Origin of the sequence: Pantoea sp. B270, from assembly GCF_018726825.1 — a bacterium.
Classification (GTDB): domain Bacteria; phylum Pseudomonadota; class Gammaproteobacteria; order Enterobacterales; family Enterobacteriaceae; genus Pantoea; species Pantoea dispersa.
This window is the reverse complement of record NZ_JAHCSX010000001.1, coordinates 1363879-1380653: the sequence shown is the minus strand read 5'-3', so window position 1 is coordinate 1380653 and position 16775 is coordinate 1363879. Positions and strand designations below refer to the sequence as shown.

17 protein-coding genes are annotated in these 16775 nt (G+C 59.7%); 14 read left to right on the top strand and 3 right to left on the bottom strand.

Going from position 1 to position 16775, the window contains the following annotated elements; genetic code table 11:
* The first annotated feature begins 231 nt into the window (after positions 1-231).
* The 13 genes from fliF to fliR all read left to right on the top strand — a co-directional run bounded on the left by fliF (position 232) and on the right by fliR (position 10603).
* On the top strand, positions 232-1911 hold the full coding sequence (fliF, locus tag KOL70_RS06675) for a flagellar basal-body MS-ring/collar protein FliF (RefSeq protein WP_215480412.1): 1680 nt from the start codon (positions 232-234) through the stop codon (positions 1909-1911).
* Positions 1908-2894, top strand: a complete 987-nt coding sequence (fliG, locus tag KOL70_RS06670; RefSeq protein WP_058757469.1) for a flagellar motor switch protein FliG — start codon at positions 1908-1910, stop codon at positions 2892-2894. Before fliF ends, fliG begins: the two co-directional genes overlap by 4 nt.
* A complete protein-coding gene (locus KOL70_RS06665; protein ID WP_215480411.1) occupies positions 2881-3588 on the top strand; it encodes a flagellar assembly protein FliH in 708 nt (235 codons plus the stop codon). Before fliG ends, KOL70_RS06665 begins: the two co-directional genes overlap by 14 nt.
* Positions 3585-4976, top strand: coding sequence for a flagellar protein export ATPase FliI (gene fliI / locus KOL70_RS06660; RefSeq protein WP_215480410.1), 1392 nt, complete (start codon positions 3585-3587; stop codon positions 4974-4976). The genes KOL70_RS06665 and fliI overlap by 4 nt, the downstream gene beginning before the upstream one ends.
* A complete protein-coding gene (fliJ, locus tag KOL70_RS06655; protein ID WP_215480409.1) occupies positions 4973-5428 on the top strand; it encodes a flagellar export protein FliJ in 456 nt (151 codons plus the stop codon). The genes fliI and fliJ overlap by 4 nt, the downstream gene beginning before the upstream one ends.
* Positions 5419-6444, top strand: a complete 1026-nt coding sequence (locus tag KOL70_RS06650; protein WP_215480408.1) for a flagellar hook-length control protein FliK — start codon at positions 5419-5421, stop codon at positions 6442-6444. Before fliJ ends, KOL70_RS06650 begins: the two co-directional genes overlap by 10 nt.
* A 132-nt stretch (positions 6445-6576) precedes the next feature.
* The gene (locus tag KOL70_RS06645; protein ID WP_088517788.1) at positions 6577-7077 is read left to right on the top strand and encodes a flagellar basal body-associated FliL family protein; all 501 of its coding nucleotides are present in this window, start codon (positions 6577-6579) and stop codon (positions 7075-7077) included.
* 5 nt (positions 7078-7082) lie between these two features.
* Positions 7083-8075 (top strand): flagellar motor switch protein FliM, encoded by a 993-nt coding sequence (fliM, locus tag KOL70_RS06640; protein ID WP_215480407.1) that lies wholly within the window; start codon positions 7083-7085, stop codon positions 8073-8075.
* Positions 8076-8082: 7 nt separating this feature from the next.
* Positions 8083-8463 (top strand): flagellar motor switch protein FliN, encoded by a 381-nt coding sequence (fliN, locus tag KOL70_RS06635; RefSeq protein ID WP_058757475.1) that lies wholly within the window; start codon positions 8083-8085, stop codon positions 8461-8463.
* Positions 8463-8816, top strand: coding sequence for a flagellar biosynthetic protein FliO (fliO, locus tag KOL70_RS06630; protein ID WP_104188934.1), 354 nt, complete (start codon positions 8463-8465; stop codon positions 8814-8816). Before fliN ends, fliO begins: the two co-directional genes overlap by 1 nt.
* Positions 8817-8854: 38 nt before the next feature.
* Positions 8855-9547: a flagellar type III secretion system pore protein FliP gene (gene fliP, locus KOL70_RS06625; protein WP_254185854.1), complete on the top strand. Its 693-nt coding sequence runs from the start codon at positions 8855-8857 to the stop codon at positions 9545-9547.
* 7 nt (positions 9548-9554) lie between these two features.
* On the top strand, positions 9555-9824 hold the full coding sequence (fliQ, locus tag KOL70_RS06620; protein WP_058757477.1) for a flagellar biosynthesis protein FliQ: 270 nt from the start codon (positions 9555-9557) through the stop codon (positions 9822-9824).
* Between the two features lie 2 nt (positions 9825-9826).
* Positions 9827-10603 (top strand): flagellar biosynthetic protein FliR, encoded by a 777-nt coding sequence (gene fliR / locus KOL70_RS06615; RefSeq protein WP_215480405.1) that lies wholly within the window; start codon positions 9827-9829, stop codon positions 10601-10603.
* A 209-nt stretch (positions 10604-10812) separates the two neighbouring features.
* Here the strand turns inward: fliR and KOL70_RS06610 are convergent, their stop codons facing one another.
* The 3 genes from KOL70_RS06610 to KOL70_RS06600 form a co-directional block, all read right to left on the bottom strand.
* A complete protein-coding gene (locus KOL70_RS06610; protein ID WP_215480404.1) occupies positions 10813-11064 on the bottom strand; it encodes a hypothetical protein in 252 nt (83 codons plus the stop codon).
* A 415-nt stretch (positions 11065-11479) separates the two neighbouring features.
* Positions 11480-13873, bottom strand: a complete 2394-nt coding sequence (locus tag KOL70_RS06605) for a TIM-barrel domain-containing protein (RefSeq protein ID WP_215480403.1) — start codon at positions 13871-13873, stop codon at positions 11480-11482.
* An 11-nt stretch (positions 13874-13884) separates the two neighbouring features.
* Positions 13885-15186, bottom strand: coding sequence for an MFS transporter (locus tag KOL70_RS06600; protein ID WP_021509925.1), 1302 nt, complete (start codon positions 15184-15186; stop codon positions 13885-13887).
* A gap of 364 nt (positions 15187-15550) precedes the next feature.
* Between KOL70_RS06600 and uxuA the strand changes: the two genes are divergently transcribed.
* Positions 15551-16729 carry a mannonate dehydratase gene (gene uxuA / locus KOL70_RS06595; RefSeq protein WP_058757481.1) on the top strand — a complete coding sequence of 393 codons (1179 nt, stop codon included), beginning with the start codon at positions 15551-15553 and terminating at the stop codon, positions 16727-16729.
* Positions 16730-16775 lie beyond the last annotated feature (46 nt).

Here is a 16775-nt window from a genome sequence, read left to right as displayed (position 1 = left end):
TCCTGTATGCCGGAAATAAACCTTTTATTTGACGATAAAATCCTAACACCGCGTTGTCGAATGGGAAAAATGCGATAAGCCGACAGAAGTTTCAGCTTATTACTGCTTAAAAAAACACGCGCTTAAACCATAATAGGCACCAGATTATTTCCCTTCACCGGACTTACGCTGAATTGTGGTGCTGTTACGCAATACCGCAATGGTTTGCGTTGTTTTACACAGGGTTTCGGCATGAATGCCAATATAAAAGCACATACACCTCCTGCCATTAGCGCGCTGCTGGCCCGCCTGCGTACCAGCCCGAAACTGGTACTGGCGTTCAGCGTGGCGCTGGCGATAACGCTCACCATGGCGACCTTTTTCTGGGCACAAGCCCCGCAGTATCACGTAGTGTTCAGCCAGGTCAGCGATGAGGACGGCGGCGCGATTATCAGCGAACTGAGCAAGATGAACGTGCCTTACCAGTTCAGCCGTGAAGGCGGAGCGATCATGGTGCCGGAAGCGCAGGTGCATGAAGTGCGTCTCAAACTGGCGCAGCTCGGCCTGCCCAAAGGTGGCGCGGTCGGCTTTGAGCTGCTGGATCAGGAGAAGTTTGGCATCAGCCAGTTCAGCGAGCAGGTAAATTTCCAGCGCGCGCTGGAAGGCGAACTGGCGCGCACCATCGAAGCGCTGGGGCCGGTGCGCAGCGCGCGCGTGCACCTGGCGATCCCGAAACCGTCGCTGTTTCTGCATGAGCAAACGCCGCCGTCTGCCGCTGTCACGGTGCATCTGAACAATGGCCGCACGCTGGACGATAGCCAGGTCAGCGCCATCACTCATCTGATTGCCAGTGCAGTGCCGGCGCTCAATGTTGAGCAGGTGACGGTGGTCGATCAGCGCGGCAAGCTGCTGACGCAGAGCGGCAGCCAGGCGGTGCAAACCTCGCAGCGCCAGTTCACGCAGGCGATCGAAGCCGACTATCAGCAGCGCATTCAGACCATTCTGGCTCCGCTGGTGGGCAGCAGCAACGTGCGCGCGCAGGTGACCGCCCAGCTGGATTTCACCACGCAGGAGCAGACCAACGAGCAGTATCAGCCGAACAGCGCACCGGAAAAAATGGCGATCCGCAGCCGTCAGAGCAGCCGCGCCGAGCAGGGCAATGGCCAGCCGGTGGGCGGCGTACCCGGCGCATTAAGCAACCAGCCGTCGCCACCGGTCAGCCTGCCAATCAACAACCCACCGGCAAAAGAGAGTAAAAGCGGCGACAAAAAAGAGAGCAGCAGCACCGCCACCGTGCTGCCGGCGCAGCCGTACAACAATCGCCACGACGATACCACCAACTTTGAACTCGACCGTACTTTGACCCATACGCGCAGCAGCGCCGCGCGCATTGAGCGGCTGTCGGCGGCGGTAGTGGTGAACTTTCTGCCGGCCAAAAACGGCGAAGCAGAGAGCGTGGCGCTGAGCGACGCGCAGGTGGCGCAGATTACCGCGCTGGTGAAAGAAGCGATGGGCTTCTCAGCAACGCGCGGCGACAGCGTCAATATCGTGAACTCCCCGTTCAGCGAGCAGGATGACGCACAGCGCGTGCCGCTGTGGCAGGAGCCGGCGTTGATCAATCTGCTGATCTCCGCCGGACGTTATCTGCTGGTGGCGTTGGTGGCATGGCTGCTGTGGCGCAAAGCGGTGCAGCCCGCGCTGCAGCGTCATCACGATGTGCAGCAGCAGCGGCTGGCGCTGGAACAGCAGGCGCGCCATGAGCAGGAGCATGCCGCGCAGCGGCGGGCTGAACGCGACGAACAGCAGAAAAGCGCGCAGCGCGTCGAGACCGAAATTACCGCTCAGCAGCTGCGCGATCTGGCGCAGCAGGAGCCGCGCGTGATCGCGCTGGTGATCCGCCAGTGGATGAATAAGGAACGCACTCCGTCATGAATGCCTCAGAAAAAAGCGCCATTGTGATGCTCACCCTCGGTGACGAACTGGCGGCCAACGTCTTTAAATATCTCAATACCCATGAGGTGAAGCAGATCAGCAGCGCGATGCTCAATCTCGGCGGTTTTACCCATGAGCAGATCGCGCAGGTGCTGCGCGAGTTCAGCCAGGAGTCGAGCGAATACGCGGCGCTGAGCCTCAACACCAGCGAATATCTGCGCAACGTGCTGATCAAAGCGCTGGGTGTCGAACGCGCCTCCAGCCTGCTGGATGACATCCTCGACTCGTCCGACAGCGGTAACGGCATCGAAACCCTCAATATCATGGAGCCGCAGGGCGTATGGGAGCTGATACGCGACGAACATCCGCAAATCATCGCCACCATTCTGGTGCACCTCAACCGCAGCCAGGCGGCCGATGTGCTGAGCAAGTTCGATGAACGCGCGCGCAACGACATCATGCTGCGTATCGCCACTTTTGGCGGCGTGCAGCCGGCGGCGCTGCAGGAGCTGACCGAAGTGCTCAACAACCTGCTGCACGGCCAGAGCCTGAAGCGCAGCAAGCTGGGCGGCGTGCGCCCGGCGGCGGAGATTCTTAACCTGATGAAAGCCCAGCAGGAAGAGGCGGCGATCGATGCGGTGCGCGACTTCGACCAGGAGCTGGCACAGAAAATCATCGACGAAATGTTCCTGTTCGAAAATCTGGTGGACGTGGAAGACCGCAGCATCCAGCGCATCGTGCAGGAAGTGGATCACGAATCGCTGATTGTCGCGCTGAAAGGCGCCGACGCGCCGCTGCGCGAGAAGTTCTTCCGCAATATGTCGAAACGTCAGTCCGATATCATGCGCGACGACCTCAAATCACGCGGGCCGGTGCGTATGTCGAAAGTGGAAGCCGAGCAGAAAAATATTCTGCTGATTGTGCGCCGCCTCGCCGAGTCAGGCGAAATCATGCTGGGAGGCAACGACGATGCCTACGTCTGATAGAGAGACGTGGACGCGCTGGCAACCGGACAATCTGCTGGCGGATCTGACGCCCAAGAGCGTGAGCGCGCCGCTGCAGCCTCCCGCCGATGCGCCCGCTGCGGAACATCTGGAGGCCGAACTGCGCCAGCTGCGGCAGCAGGCCCAACAGCAGGGCCTGAGTGACGGTCAGCGGCGCGGGCGCGAAGAGGGTCACGCGCAGGGCTATGAGGCCGGCTTTCATGAAGGGCAGCAAGCCGGTTACGCGCAGGGGCTGGCAAAGGCGCAGGCGGATCTGCAGGCGCAGGGCGAGCAGGCCCGCGCGCTGCTGGCCAGTTTTCAGGCCACGCTGGAGCAGATCAACAAACTGATTCCGGCCCGCCTGCTGCAGCACGCGCTGGCGGCGGCGCGCCAGATTGTCGGCGACAGTCTGGTGGCCAATCCGGCGCTGCTGAGCGACCAGCTGCGCCGCTATTTACAGGAGGATCGCTGGCTGCAGCAGGATGCCGTGCTGACGATCCATCCGCAGGATTTGCCGTGGGTACAGGAGTACCTTGCCGCGTCGTGCCAGGCGCTGCGCTGGGAGATCCGCACGGACGACAGCATGTTGCCGGGGGGCTGTCGCCTCACCTGGGCTGAAGGCGAACTGGATGCCACGCTGGAGCGGCGCTGGCAGGCGCTGTGTCAGTTAAGCCGTGAGGATCTGGTGCCATGAGTGCGCACATCAGCAAGTGGCTGGAGGTGCTGGACCGGCGCGAGGCGCAACTACAGCAGCTTACGCCGGTGCGCCAGTGCGGCCGGCTGACGCGTGCTACCGGGCTGGTGATGGAAGCGGTCGGCCTGCAACTGCCGATTGGCGCGGTGTGCCAGGTTGAACGCCGCAGCGCCAGCGGCACCGACAGCGTCGCCTGTGAGGTGGTGGGCTTTAAAGAAAAACTGCTTTACCTGATGCCGCTGGAGCAGGTGGACGGCATCGTGCCGGGGGCCGCGCTGTGGCCGGCGGAGAACGGCACCAGCGCGTTTGACGGCAAACAGCTGCCGCTGGGCCCGGCGCTGCTGGGCCGGGTGCTGGATGCCAGCGGTCAGCCGCTTGACGGCTTGCCTGCGCCACGGGATGCGCCGCGCGGCGCACTCTATACGCCGCCGTTCAATCCGCTGCTGCGCGACCCGATTAAGACCGTGCTCGACGTCGGCGTTTGCGCCATTAACGCGCTGCTCACCGTCGGGCGCGGCCAGCGCATGGGGCTGTTTGCCGGCTCCGGCGTCGGGAAAAGCGTGCTGCTCGGCATGATGGCGCGTTTTACCACCGCCGATGTGATCGTGGTCGGGCTGATCGGCGAGCGCGGGCGCGAAGTCAAAGATTTCATCGAAAATATTCTCGGTGCCGACGGTCGTCAGCGTGCGGTGGTGATCGCCGCGCCGGCCGACGTGTCGCCGATTCTGCGTATGCAGGGTGCCACCTACGCCACGCGCATCGCCGAAGATTTTCGCGATCGCGGCCTCAACGTGCTGCTGATCATGGATTCCCTGACGCGCTATGCCATGGCGCAGCGCGAGATTGCGCTGGCCATCGGCGAACCGCCGGCCACCAAAGGCTATCCGCCGTCGGTGTTTGCCCGCCTGCCGGCGCTGGTGGAGCGCACCGGTAACGGTCTGGCAGGCGGAGGATCGATCACCGCGTTCTATACCGTGCTGACCGAGGGCGACGATCAGCAGGACCCGATCGCCGACTCGGCGCGCGCCATTCTCGATGGCCATATCGTGCTATCAAGGCGGCTGGCGGAGGCCGGCCACTATCCGGCGATTGATATTGAAGCGTCAATCAGCCGCGCGATGACCGACCTGATTTCGCCGCAGCGTTTTCAGCAGGTGCGGCGCTTTAAGCAGATGCTGTCCAGCTGGCAGCGTAATCGCGACCTGGTGAGCGTTGGCGCTTACGTCAGCGGCAGCGATGCGCTGCTCGACCAGACCATTGCGCTCTATCCGCAGATGGAAGCGCTGCTGCATCAGGGTATCGATCAGCGCTGCGATCTGGCCAGCGCCCGCGCGCAGCTTGACCAGCTTTTCCCGGACCTTCCGGTGCATGATGAGGTAACACTATGAGTACGCTCAATCCGATGGATTTTCTGCGTGAGCAGGCCGAGAAAAAAGTGCAGCAGCGGGTGCAGGCGCTGGGCGAAGCGCAGCAGCACTGGCAGCAGGCGACGCAGCAGCTCACCCAGCTGGAAAACTATGAACGCGAATATCAGCAGGCGCTGCAACAGCAGGTTACCGGTGCCGGCATGTGTATCGCCGATCTTATCAATCACCAGTCGTTTATCCATTCGCTCAACCAGGTGGTGGGGCAGCAGGTGCAGCAGGTGACCCACTGCCAGCATCGGGTAAGTCAGAGCCGCGTGCTGTGGAGTCAGGAAAAACGGCGTCTTAACGCCTATGAAACCCTGCAGGCGCGCGCAACGCAACGTGAGGCGCAGCGGCTGCAGCGGCAGGAGCAGAAACTGATGGATGAATTTGCCCAGCGCGCCGGCAGCAAAGGCGGTGAAATATGCCTGTGATGCCGCTGCTTACGCCGGGTAATCTGGCCGGTCGCGGCACCACGGGCAAAGCGCCTGATGCGGCGTTTTCCGCCCTCCTGACGCAACGGATGGGCAGCCCGGAGACGACGGTGTTGCCGCTGGCACTGCCTGAGGTCGTGTCGTCGTTAACGCCTGTGCGCATCGCGGAAGAGGGTGCCGAAGCGGAAGACGAACCGCTGCCAGTACCAGCCCAGCTGGATGCCAGCATACTGCAACAGCTGGTGGCGCAGCTGCCTGCGACCTCAGCCGCCACCGAACACCCGACGCCAGCGACCACCGAAGCGTCAGTGCCCGCGCCACAGAGCATGCGGTTGCCGGTGGCGACGCGCGCGACGCCGGATATGAATCCTGACAGCGCAGCCGCACACCCGCTGGCAGCAGACAATACGCCAGCACCGCTCACGACGCCGCGGTCGCCTGACCCGATGACGGTAACTGACATCCGTGACGCAGTGCCGTTGCGCGACATGGCCAGCGCGGATAGCGCGCCTGCGCTGACGGCGCTGCCCGGCGCGGCGCGCGCCACCAGCGACAGTGCGCCTGTGGCGGAACCGGTGCTGCGTGCTCAGCTGCAGGCCGCGCCGGGCAGCGAACCCTGGCAGCAGGCCATCGGCCAGCAGCTGAAGGTGATGGTGCAGCAGGGCGTCCACCGCGCCGAGCTGAAGCTGCACCCGGAAGACCTCGGCACCGTGCAGGTGTCGCTGCGATTGCAGCAGGATCAGGCACAGCTGCTGGTGCTGAGCGATCATCCGCAGGTGCGCGCCGCGCTGGAGGCGACGTTGCCGCAGCTGCGCCATGCGCTGGCGGAGAGCGGTATTCAGCTCGGTGAGAGCAGCGTCAGCACCGGCAACTTTGAGCAGCAGTCACAGCCGCACACCACCGCTTCGCCAGACGCCGCGCGCCTGCCCGAGGGTGATGCGGACAGCACCGGAGTAACGTCCGCAACGCTGAACGTTAATCGCGTCGCGACAGGCGCAATCAGCACCTTCGTCTAGCGGCGTTATCAAACGGCGAATAGCGCTCAGGAATGAAATTTTATCCCGGTATAAGCCGCGACGGTCGCTGTAATACAATAGCGGTCGCACTGATTCATATTCTGACCGCTATTTCAAAAGGCACTTTTATTCATGGTTAACCCTAAAACGCCGGCAGCCGGCCGTAAAAGCTCGCCCGTCATGATTATTGCGCTGATTGCGGCGCTGGCTGCCTGTGGCATGGCGGGTTACTTGCTGGTGGAATTTAAACAGCTCAGCGGCACGCTGGCCGGACAAAATAATCGCGCGCCGGCGGAAAAAAATCTTCCGCCCGCCGAACCGCTGTATGTGCCGCTGAAAACCTTTACCGTAAGCCTTAAACCGGTGACGCCAAACGATAATCGGGTGATATATATTGGCCTGACCATGCGGGTGGAAAATAAAGAGTCAAAAAGCCTGGCGGAAAAAGTGCTGCCGGAGATTCGCAGCCGCATTAATTTATTGCTGACCCAGCACAGTGCCGATCAGCTGGTCAGCGCCGAAGGCAAACAGTCGCTGTTAAACAGTATTGCGCAGTCGCTGGCGCAGCCCATTACATCCGGCCAGCAGCTACAGGTCAGCGATATTTTATTAAATGAATTTATTATCCGGTAATGTCCATGTCTGACAGTTTGCTCTCTCAGGCTGAAATTGACCGTCTGCTCAACGGCGGCGGCAGTGAGGACGATGACCGCGCTGCCCAGACCCGCGACGACGGCATTAAGCCGTACGATCCCAATAAACAGCGTCGGGTAATCCGCGAACGTTTACAGTCGCTGGAGATGATTAACGAGCGCTTTGCCCGCCAGTTTCGCATCGGATTATTTAATCTGCTGCGGCGCAGCCTCGATATTACCGTCGGCGCGATTACGTTACAGCCTTATCTGGAATTTGCGCGTAACCTGCCGGTGCCGACCAATCTTAATCTGGTGCATTTGCATCCGCTGCGCGGCTCGGCGCTGTTTGTCTTTTCACCCAGTCTGGTGTTTATGGCGGTGGATAATCTGTTCGGCGGCGATGGGCGTTTTCCCACCAAAGCCGACGGCCGGGAATTCACCCCGACCGAACAGCGGGTGATATCACGCCTGCTGAATATGGCGCTGAGCGGTTATGAGAGTGCGTGGAGTACGCTGTTTAATATCAAAACCGAATATATTCGCACCGAAATGCAGGTCAAGTTCACCAATATCACCTCTTCACCCAACGATATTGTGGTGACCACACCGTTCCACGTGGAAATTGGTTCACTGCACGGCAGCTTCGATATTTGTATTCCGTTCAGCATGATTGAGCCGCTGCGCGAATTGCTCACCAATCCGCCGCTGGATAACTCGGTGATGGAAGATGCGCAGTGGCGCACGCTGCTGGCCTCGCAGGTGCGGGAATCGGCGCTGGAACTGGTGGTGAACATGGCGGAGATTCCGACCCGCCTGTCGGCCGTGATGAATATGCAGGTGGGCGATGTGATTCCGTTTGAACGCCGCAACAGCGTCGAGGCCAGCGTAGATAACGTGCCGGTGTTCAGCGCCCGCTATGGCTGCATCGAACAGCACTATGCGCTGCAGATCGAACAGATGCTGAACTCGCGTTTTACCGTTTTGAAGAAAGGATAACCGTCCCATGAATGACAGCCTCAATGTGCCTGGCGCTGACCTCTCCGCCGACGATCTCTGGGCGGCGGCGATGAACGAGCAGGCGGTGGCCGACGCGCCGGCAGGCAAAAGCAGCGCGACCGTTTCCGATGAGCTCCAGCTGATCCACGATATTCCGGTCAAAATGACCGTGGAGCTGGGGCGCACCAAAATGACCATTAAAGAGCTGCTGCGCCTGAGTCAGGGCTCGGTGGTGACGCTGGAAGGGCTGGCGGGGGAACCGCTGGATATTTTAATTAATGGCTATCTGATCGCACAGGGCGAAGTGGTGGTGGTGTCCGATAATTTCGGCATCCGCATCACCGAGATCATTACGCCATCCGAACGCATGAACAGGCTGAGCCGCTAATGAACGCGAGTGAACCTCTGGCGGGTAATTTAATTATGCAGGTGGGCGGCACGCTGGCGCTGATCGTACTGCTGATCATCGGCGCAGGCTGGATTTTGCGCCGCAGCGGTGCGCTGCGCCGTCTGCCGCAGGCCAGCGCCACGTTGCAGATTACAGAACGCCATACTGTCGGCCAGCGCGAAAGGCTGCTGGTGGTGGAGATGCACGACCGTCAGCTGCTGATTGGCGTCAGCGCCGGTCAGATCAGCTGCCTCGCCAGCTTTGACAAACCACAGGCAGAGGTGCAGCCGTCGCGCACCGCGGCGGATTTTCGCAGCACGCTCGGTGACCTGCTGAAAGGGCGCAAGGCGTGACACGCTGGGGCACGCGCGCGCTGGCGTTAAGTTTACTCCTGGCCTCGCGCCCGCTGCTGGCGGCGAATGGCGATCTGGTGCTGACGCGCGCCGGCGAGCAGAGCTGGTCGCTGCCGGTGGAGACGCTGGTGCTGCTGAGCGGCATCACCTTCCTGCCGGCGATGCTGCTGCTGATGACCGGTTTTACCCGCATCATTATCGTGCTCGGCCTGCTGCGCAATGCGCTGGGCACCCAGTCAGCGCCGCCCAATCAGGTGCTGCTCGGGCTGGCGCTGTTTCTCACTTTTTACGTGATGTCGCCGGTGTTCGATCGTATCTACGATGAAGCCTGGCAGCCGCTCTCCGCCAGTCAAATCAGCATGGAAACCGCGCTGCAAAAGGGCGTACAGCCGCTGCGTGAATTTATGCTGCAGCAGACGCGGCAGTCGGATCTGGCGCTCTACGCTAATATGACGAAGCAAAGCCATTTTGCCAGCCGCGAAGATGTGCCGCTGCGTATGCTGCTGCCGGCATTTGTCACCAGCGAGCTGAAAACCGCCTTTCAGATTGGCTTTACGGTCTTCATTCCGTTTCTGATTATCGACCTGGTGGTGGCCAGCGTGCTGATGGCGCTGGGCATGATGATGGTGCCCCCGGCCACTATTTCGCTGCCGTTTAAGCTGATGCTGTTTGTGCTGGTGGATGGCTGGCCGCTGCTGCTGGGCTCGCTGGCGAAAAGTTTTTTTAGTTGAGGAACGCATGACGCCCGAAAGTATTATGAGTCTTGGCCATGAGGCGATCAAAGTGGCGCTGCTGATCGCCGCGCCGCTGATGCTGGTGGCGCTGTTCACTGGTCTGCTGGTGAGCATCTTTCAGGCCTCGACGCAGATCAACGAGATGACGCTGTCGTTTATCCCGAAAATCCTCGCAATCGTCGCCACCGGTATCGCGCTCGGTCCGTGGATGCTGAATCTGTTTCTCGATTATACCCGCACCCTGTTTGGCAGCCTGCCGTATCTGATTGGATGACCATGCTGACGCTGCCGATGGAGAGCCTCACGGACGCGGTCAATATTTATTTCTGGCCGTTTGTGCGCCTGCTGGCGCTGTTTCACGCCGCGCCGGTATTCAGCGAAAAGGGCATCGATCGCAAAACCAAAATCGGCCTGGCCCTGCTGGTCACCTTACTGGTGGCGGGTGAGCTGCCGCCGCAGCCGGTGCCGCTGTTTTCGCTGAATGGCCTGTGGCTGGCGCTGCGCCAGCTGGTGATCGGGGTCGCGATGGGCTTCAGCATTCAGTTTATGTTTGTGGCGGTGCGCATCGCCGGTGAAGTCATCGGCCTGCAGATGGGCCTGTCGTTTGCCACCTTCTTCGATCCTTCCAGCGGCAGCATGCCGATTATCGCCCGGTTGCTGAATGTGCTGGTGACGCTGCTGTTTCTGACGTTCAACGGGCACCTGTGGATGCTGCGTATCGTGACCGATAGCTTTGTTGCCCTGCCGATCAGCGATGCCCTGTTTAACGGCCAGATCTTTCTCTGGCTCAGCACCTCGGCCGCCGCCATCTTCGCCTCCGCGCTGATGCTGTGCCTGCCGGTGATGATGGTGCTGCTGTGTATCAACCTGACGCTCGGCGTGCTCAACCGCTTTACGCCACAGCTGTCAATCTTTGTGGTGGGTTTTCCGCTCACGCTGACCAGCGGCCTGGTGGCGCTGTGGGTGATCACTGGCGCTATCGGTCCGTGGTTTGAGGCGCTAATGGGCGAGAACTTTGCCCGGCTGGTGCTGCTGGTGCAGGGACTGCGCTGAGTCTGTTCGGCGTAATTAATCGGGCAATCGTTCGCCTTGCTCAATGGCAATCTGCGTACTGGCGGTGCGTTAATAGGCAGGGGGACAATCCAGGGCTAATTACAGAGGCTGTTCAGCGTTTACATGAATCAATGGGGTGAAGCAATCCGTTGCGAGTGAAATAACCGGGGTTGCGATATCAGGCACAGAATTAATATGCCATAGCGGCATCAATTATATTCGACCACCAGGAAGTTCAGGCCGCGTTGGCGGGTAATCTGCGCTGTGCCTAATGCGTAAGGCAGTTTTTGTGTCGCCTGATTAACCTGCAGGGTTTCGCTCTTTTTAATCCCTTCGCGCGTGCAGTTCAGCGAGACGCTGCGCGTCACGGCATAATCACAGGAGGGTTCAACAATCGCGCCGACGAACGTGATTTGACCGTCGGCGGCAAGGGTGGCGTGGCTGGCAAGTAAAGCTATCATCGGTAACAGCAATCTTTTCATCACAGAGGCCTTTTGAGAAGTCGGGAATTACCCGGTTAATGTCGTCTTAATGACTAATAGCGCGCCACAGTTGAATATTGCTTAAACCGCGGCGTTTCCGTGTTGAGGCATATTATTGCGATGGCTTAGCCAGTGCGTCGTCATGTTTTACGCAATCGCCTCAGCAGTAAACGCTTATGCCTGCATTAAGCGCAGCTATTATATTAGTAAGCAACCAGGATTAATCGGGTGAGCAGGGCGGTGAAATAAGCGTATTAAACCGGATAGATTTATTATCGGGATAACGTCGGGACAGAAAACGGGCAGATAGCGTGTTGGTGTAAGCCGCTGAGGGAGAGAAGAACGGGCTGAAGTTAATCAGGCGCACCCGACATCGGTGCGCTCTTGTGGTTTATCAGCTGCGGGAAATCTGCGCCAGCGTCACGTCGGCTGACGCAGCGTCTGCGGCGACACCGTCGATAAACAGCGCACGCTGTTCACCGGCGGGCAGGGCAATCTGCAACGTTTGCCATGCCGGCTGATAGTCACCCTTGCGCCGCAACGTAAGGTGAATGGCTGTGGCTTCGCAGCGCATTTCCCACTGCAGCCACAGCGCATTGCCCTGCTGATAGCCCCAGGATTCGCCATCATCTTCGAACAGTTCGCCGTGGCTAACGCCTTTGCCCTGCAATGGATAAAGCTGCAGCGTGCGACGATCGTCTGCGGCGGCCTCGACGTGAGCAATTCGCTCGCTGAGTGGCAGTGCCGCACCTGCGCGCACCAGCAGCGGCTGCGTTTCCAGGGGCGCAGGTAAGGTGATCCACTGACCCCCGCTATACCACTGCTGCGTGGCGAAATCATACCAGCCTGTCTGGTTGTCGGGCAGCCACAGGCGGCGTTCACGCTGGCCGGGTTCCACTACGCTGGCGACCAGCAGATCGCGGCCGAGCAGGAATTCATCACACTCAGCAAAGGTCTGGGCATCATGTTCATGATCGAGGAACGTCGGACGTAGCATCGGTTCATCGTCCGCATGCGCCTGCCACAGCAGCGTGTAAAGATACGGCAGCAGGCGATAGCGCAGCGCGATGGCCGCCCGAATCGCGGGCGTGACCGAAGGATACATCCACGGCTCATTCACGGTGTGATCGTCATTCCACGAATGAATGGTGAAGCGCGGATGCATGACGCCATTCTGCACCCAGCGCACAAACAGCTCCGCGTCGGGTTTATCGCCCGAGAAGCCGCCGACGTCGTGACCGACGTTATACAAGCCGGACAGGCTCATGCCGAGGCCCATGCGAATGTTGTAGCGGAGCGAGGTCCAGTTGGTGCGGTTATCGCCGCTCCAGGTTTGCACGTAGCGCTGCATCCCGGCGCAGCCGGAGCGCGAAATCAGGAACGGTCGCTGTTCGGGGGCAAAGCGCTGTTGCGCCTCCATCGAGGCGCGCATCATCAGCAGCGGCATCACCGGGCGAATATGCTTGATGGCAATCGGCGTACCGAAGCCGTGGCAGCGCGCTTCGCCGTCCCAGACTTCATACTCGTTGTTATCATTCCAGGTGGCGTCGATGCCTTTTTCCAGCAGCTGACGGGTGATGTTCTCCTGCCACCAGGCCACCGTTTGCGGATGGGTGAAATCGAGGTGCGATCCTTCATCATCCCAGAACACCGAGCGCTCTGGCACATCTTCTTCCGAATCGCGGATAAACAGTCCCTGAGCCGCGACTTCTTCATAGCGCGGGTGATCCTGCAGCAGGCAGGGTTTGATGTTGGCCGCCAGGCGCAGCCCGGCATCGTGAAATGCCTCGCTCATCGCTTCCGGCTGCGGCACTTTGTCGTAGTTCCAGTTGAACACATAACGCTTGTTATTGATCGAGGTATAACCCGAAGAGAGCTGGAAGGAGTCGCACGGAATAGCGTGCTCCTCACACAGGCGGATGAAGTTCATCAGCTGGTTTTGCGCGTCCGGCGCATCGGTGTAGTGCATGGTCGAGCCGCTGTAGCCCAGACTCCATTTGGGGCCGAACAGCGTTTTGCCGGTCAGGCGCACGAAGGTTTTGGTGATATCCAGCACCCGCTTACCGACAAACAGGTAGTAATCGATATCGCCACTCTCCGCCTGCCAGCGGCGATACGGCTGGTGATAGTTATCCAGCTCGTTACCCAGATCGAACCAGCTGGTGCTGAGGTTATCGTAGAACAGGCCAAAGCTGACGTCGTTACGCCGCGTGAGGGTGAAGGGCACATGTTTGTACAGCGGATCGGTGGAGGAGGCGTTGTAACCCATAGCATCCAGATTACGCATCTCAAAGCGTTTGCCGTTGCGTTGCAGATCGCCGGTTTTTTCGCCCAGACCGTAGTAGCGGTCGTCCGCCATGCGGCGCTGATAGTGCGCCACGCCGTCGCCGTGTGCGTTGATCTGATAGGCGCTGGTGGGGCGATCGCCGGTCAGCAGTTGCCAGTCGCCTGCGGCATCACGGTACTGCCACTCCAGCGCCAGTGGCTGACGCACCATCACGCGCAGCGTGTCGGTACTGATGGTCAGACAATTGGCTTCTTCCTCCAGCGTAAAACCGGGCAGGCTAAACCCGGCCAGGCTGTCGCGCGGACGCCCTTCCCATGGAACATCCTGTTCCGGCGCAATGCTCCAGGTGCGGTCCAGACTGTAGTTGCCGTGGCGCTTGATCACCACGCGGAACAGACCTTTTTCCAGCACGTACAGGCACAGATGGTGTTTGCCATCGACGTTAAGCACCACATGGTGACGATCAGAATGGGCTAAAGACCAGTTTTTTAAGGTTTTCATCGTTACCTACTTCATTGGGTCGCTGAACGACGCTCAGCAATAAACGCAATCAGGAAGACTGCACCGATCAGGTCAAAAAAGCCCATGGCGACAAACAGCGGGTTAAAGCCGATTTTGTCAGCCGTCACGCCAATCACCAGCGAAAACAGGAAGCTGGAGATCCAGGCAAATGAGCCGCGCATGCCATTCACCGTGGCCATCTGGCCCTTATCGAATTTTTCCACCACCAGCGCACTTAACATGCAGGAGATGATCTGATGACCAAAACCGCCAATTGAGATCAGGGCAATCGCGACATAGGGGTCTTTGGTCATCGCCACCAGTGCCAGCGACAGCATCAGAAAGGCGCCGGTGACCGAGCTGGCGACAACGGAATTTACCTGCCTGAAGCCAAACAGCCGGGTATAGATGCGCGTCAGGTAGCCGCTGGCTGCACTGCCGAGATCCGCCGCGAGGAACGGCAGCCAGGCGAACATGGCAATCTGTTTCAGGTCCATTCCCAGGTCTTTTGCCAGATAGAGCGGTACCCAGAAGCTCAGCACGCCCCATGCCGGTTCAGCCATAAAAGCGGGAATGGCGATACCGTAAAAACGCTTGTTTCTGGAGACGGTTTTCAGGGCTTTGAAAAAGGGCAGTTTGACCGCCGGTGGCTCATTATCCTGACGAATAAAGGCCAGCTCATCGCTGCTGAGATTCGGGTTACGTTCCGGATCGCGATACAACAGCCACCACAGCACCACCCAGCCCAGAGCCAGACAGCCGGTAAACAGGAATGCGCCCTGCCAGCCGAACGAGGCGTGGGCAAAGTAGATGATGGGAGGTGCGAGCATGGCGCCAATCGAGAAGCCGACGCCGGCCCAGCCGGCCGCGATCGGACGCTCTTTTTTCGGGAACCATTCACCAATCACTTTGGCGTTAGCCGGCGTGGCGGCCGCTTCAGCTCCGCCCATGACAAAGCGCAAAATGGCCAGGTGCAACCAGCTGGCGGCGCCGGCATGGAACAGACAGGCCAGCGCCCAGATGGTGGCGCAGATGAAGAAGCCGAGTTTGAGGCCAATGACGTCAATCAGCCAGCCGCAGATCGGTTGAAAGAAGGTATAAGCCAGCTGAAAAGCGCCGACTATCCATGAATATTGTTCTGTGGTGATGCCGAGACTGGTTTTCAGCTCGGGGGCCAGAATGCCTAACGAGTTACGGGTAATGTAGTTGACGGTGACGCCAGCCAGAAACAGCACCAGCACCCACCAGCGCAGATGACGGATGACGCGTTTCGTGCCGGTTGCGGCAATCCCTGGATTCAAACTGCGGTTCATCGGATTCTCCATTCATTATTAACAGCATGTGTGAGCAACGTCTGTGACTGCCTGGCCGGAGGTGGAGTCCATACCGGCCAGCGCATAACCCCTGGCCCTTGATTGCCGGGCGTGGCGTGATGCGTCCTGTTTTATCTATCCGCCGGGAGTGAACCACAGTTAGGCCAGGTGGTCGCCAGCCTGATGCGGTATTTGTGATCTGGTTAACCAAAATCATTTATCAGGTTGACTTCCGGCGGTGAAAAGCCGAATTTGACGCTGCGCAGGCACTTTTTATGACTCATAAAGCGCTTCGCTTGTAAAATTGGTCAACCAAAATGGAAGGGCTTTGAGGATGATGCTCAGGCCCGCAGGAGAGAACGACATGAAGCAGACCTGGCGCTGGTATGGCCCTGACGATCCCGTTTCACTCGCCGATGCCCGACAGGCGGGCGCTACCGGCATTGTGACTGCCCTGCATCACATCCCTAACGGCGAGGTGTGGCCGGTGGAGGAGATTTTGCAGCGCAAAGCGATGATTGAGGCGGCCGGGCTGGTCTGGTCGGTAGTGGAGAGTGTGCCGATCCATGAGGAGATCAAAACCGGCAGCGGGCAGTGCCAGCAGTGGATCAGCAACTATCAGCAGTCGCTGCGCAATCTGGCGCAGTGCGGCATCCACACCGTGTGCTACAACTTCATGCCGATTCTGGACTGGACGCGCACCGATCTGGCGTTCGAGCTGCCGGATGGCGCGAAAGCGCTGCGCTTCGATCAGATTGAATTTGCGGTATTTGAGCTGCATATCCTGCAGCGCCAGGGCGCAGAAAATGATTACAGCGCTGACGAGATAGCCGAGGCCGCTGCGCGCTTCGCCAGCATGAGCGAAGAGCACAAGCTGCGGCTGACGCGTAACATCATCGCCGGATTACCTGGCGCGGAAGAGGGCTACACGCTGGCGCAGTTCCGTGCTCAGCTGGCGCGCTATGACGGCATCGACAAAGCCCGGCTGCGCGAGCACTTTGCCACGTTCTTGCGCGGCATTATCCCGGTCGCTGAAGAGGTCGGTATCCGCATGGCGGTACATCCGGACGATCCGCCGCGCCCGATCCTCGGCCTGCCGCGTATCGTCTCCAATGCCGACGATCTGCAGTGGATGATCGACACCATCGACAGTCCGGCCAACGGCTTCACGATGTGTACCGGCTCCTACGGCGTGCTGGCGGAAAATGATTTAGCCGGCATGGTGAAACGTTTTGGGCCGCGCATCTATTTTGCCCATCTGCGCTCAACCCGGCGTGAAGCCAACCCCAAAACTTTCTACGAAGCCGCGCACCTTGGCGGTGATGTCGATATGTTTGCGGTGATCAAAGCGATTGCCGAAGAGGAGCAGCGCCGTCGTAATGCGGGGCAGGAAGACCTGATCCCCATGCGGCCCGACCACGGGCATCAGATGCTGGACGATCTGCATAAGAAAACTAACCCGGGTTATTCCGCGATTGGCCGGCTGAAAGGTCTGGCTGAAATTCGTGGCGTTGAGCTGGCGATACACCGCGCCTTTTTCTGACGCTGGTCGCCCTGTACCGCTTGCCCGGCGGACGCGCAGTCGCGCC

Coding starts and splice junctions, on each gene's coding strand:
- KOL70_RS06645 (WP_088517788.1), top strand. CDS start 6,577: ATGGTTAACCCTAAAACGCCGGCAGCCGGCCGTAAAAGCTCGCCCGTC.
- fliM (WP_215480407.1), top strand. CDS start 7,083: ATGTCTGACAGTTTGCTCTCTCAGGCTGAAATTGACCGTCTGCTCAAC.
- KOL70_RS06610 (WP_215480404.1), bottom strand. CDS start 11,064: ATGATAGCTTTACTTGCCAGCCACGCCACCCTTGCCGCCGACGGTCAA.
- fliG (WP_058757469.1), top strand. CDS start 1,908: ATGAATGCCTCAGAAAAAAGCGCCATTGTGATGCTCACCCTCGGTGAC.
- fliJ (WP_215480409.1), top strand. CDS start 4,973: ATGAGTACGCTCAATCCGATGGATTTTCTGCGTGAGCAGGCCGAGAAA.
- fliI (WP_215480410.1), top strand. CDS start 3,585: ATGAGTGCGCACATCAGCAAGTGGCTGGAGGTGCTGGACCGGCGCGAG.
- uxuA (WP_058757481.1), top strand. CDS start 15,551: ATGAAGCAGACCTGGCGCTGGTATGGCCCTGACGATCCCGTTTCACTC.
- KOL70_RS06665 (WP_215480411.1), top strand. CDS start 2,881: ATGCCTACGTCTGATAGAGAGACGTGGACGCGCTGGCAACCGGACAAT.
- fliR (WP_215480405.1), top strand. CDS start 9,827: ATGCTGACGCTGCCGATGGAGAGCCTCACGGACGCGGTCAATATTTAT.
- KOL70_RS06605 (WP_215480403.1), bottom strand. CDS start 13,873: ATGAAAACCTTAAAAAACTGGTCTTTAGCCCATTCTGATCGTCACCAT.
- fliN (WP_058757475.1), top strand. CDS start 8,083: ATGAATGACAGCCTCAATGTGCCTGGCGCTGACCTCTCCGCCGACGAT.
- fliO (WP_104188934.1), top strand. CDS start 8,463: ATGAACGCGAGTGAACCTCTGGCGGGTAATTTAATTATGCAGGTGGGC.
- KOL70_RS06600 (WP_021509925.1), bottom strand. CDS start 15,186: ATGAACCGCAGTTTGAATCCAGGGATTGCCGCAACCGGCACGAAACGC.
- KOL70_RS06650 (WP_215480408.1), top strand. CDS start 5,419: ATGCCTGTGATGCCGCTGCTTACGCCGGGTAATCTGGCCGGTCGCGGC.
- fliF (WP_215480412.1), top strand. CDS start 232: ATGAATGCCAATATAAAAGCACATACACCTCCTGCCATTAGCGCGCTG.
- fliQ (WP_058757477.1), top strand. CDS start 9,555: ATGACGCCCGAAAGTATTATGAGTCTTGGCCATGAGGCGATCAAAGTG.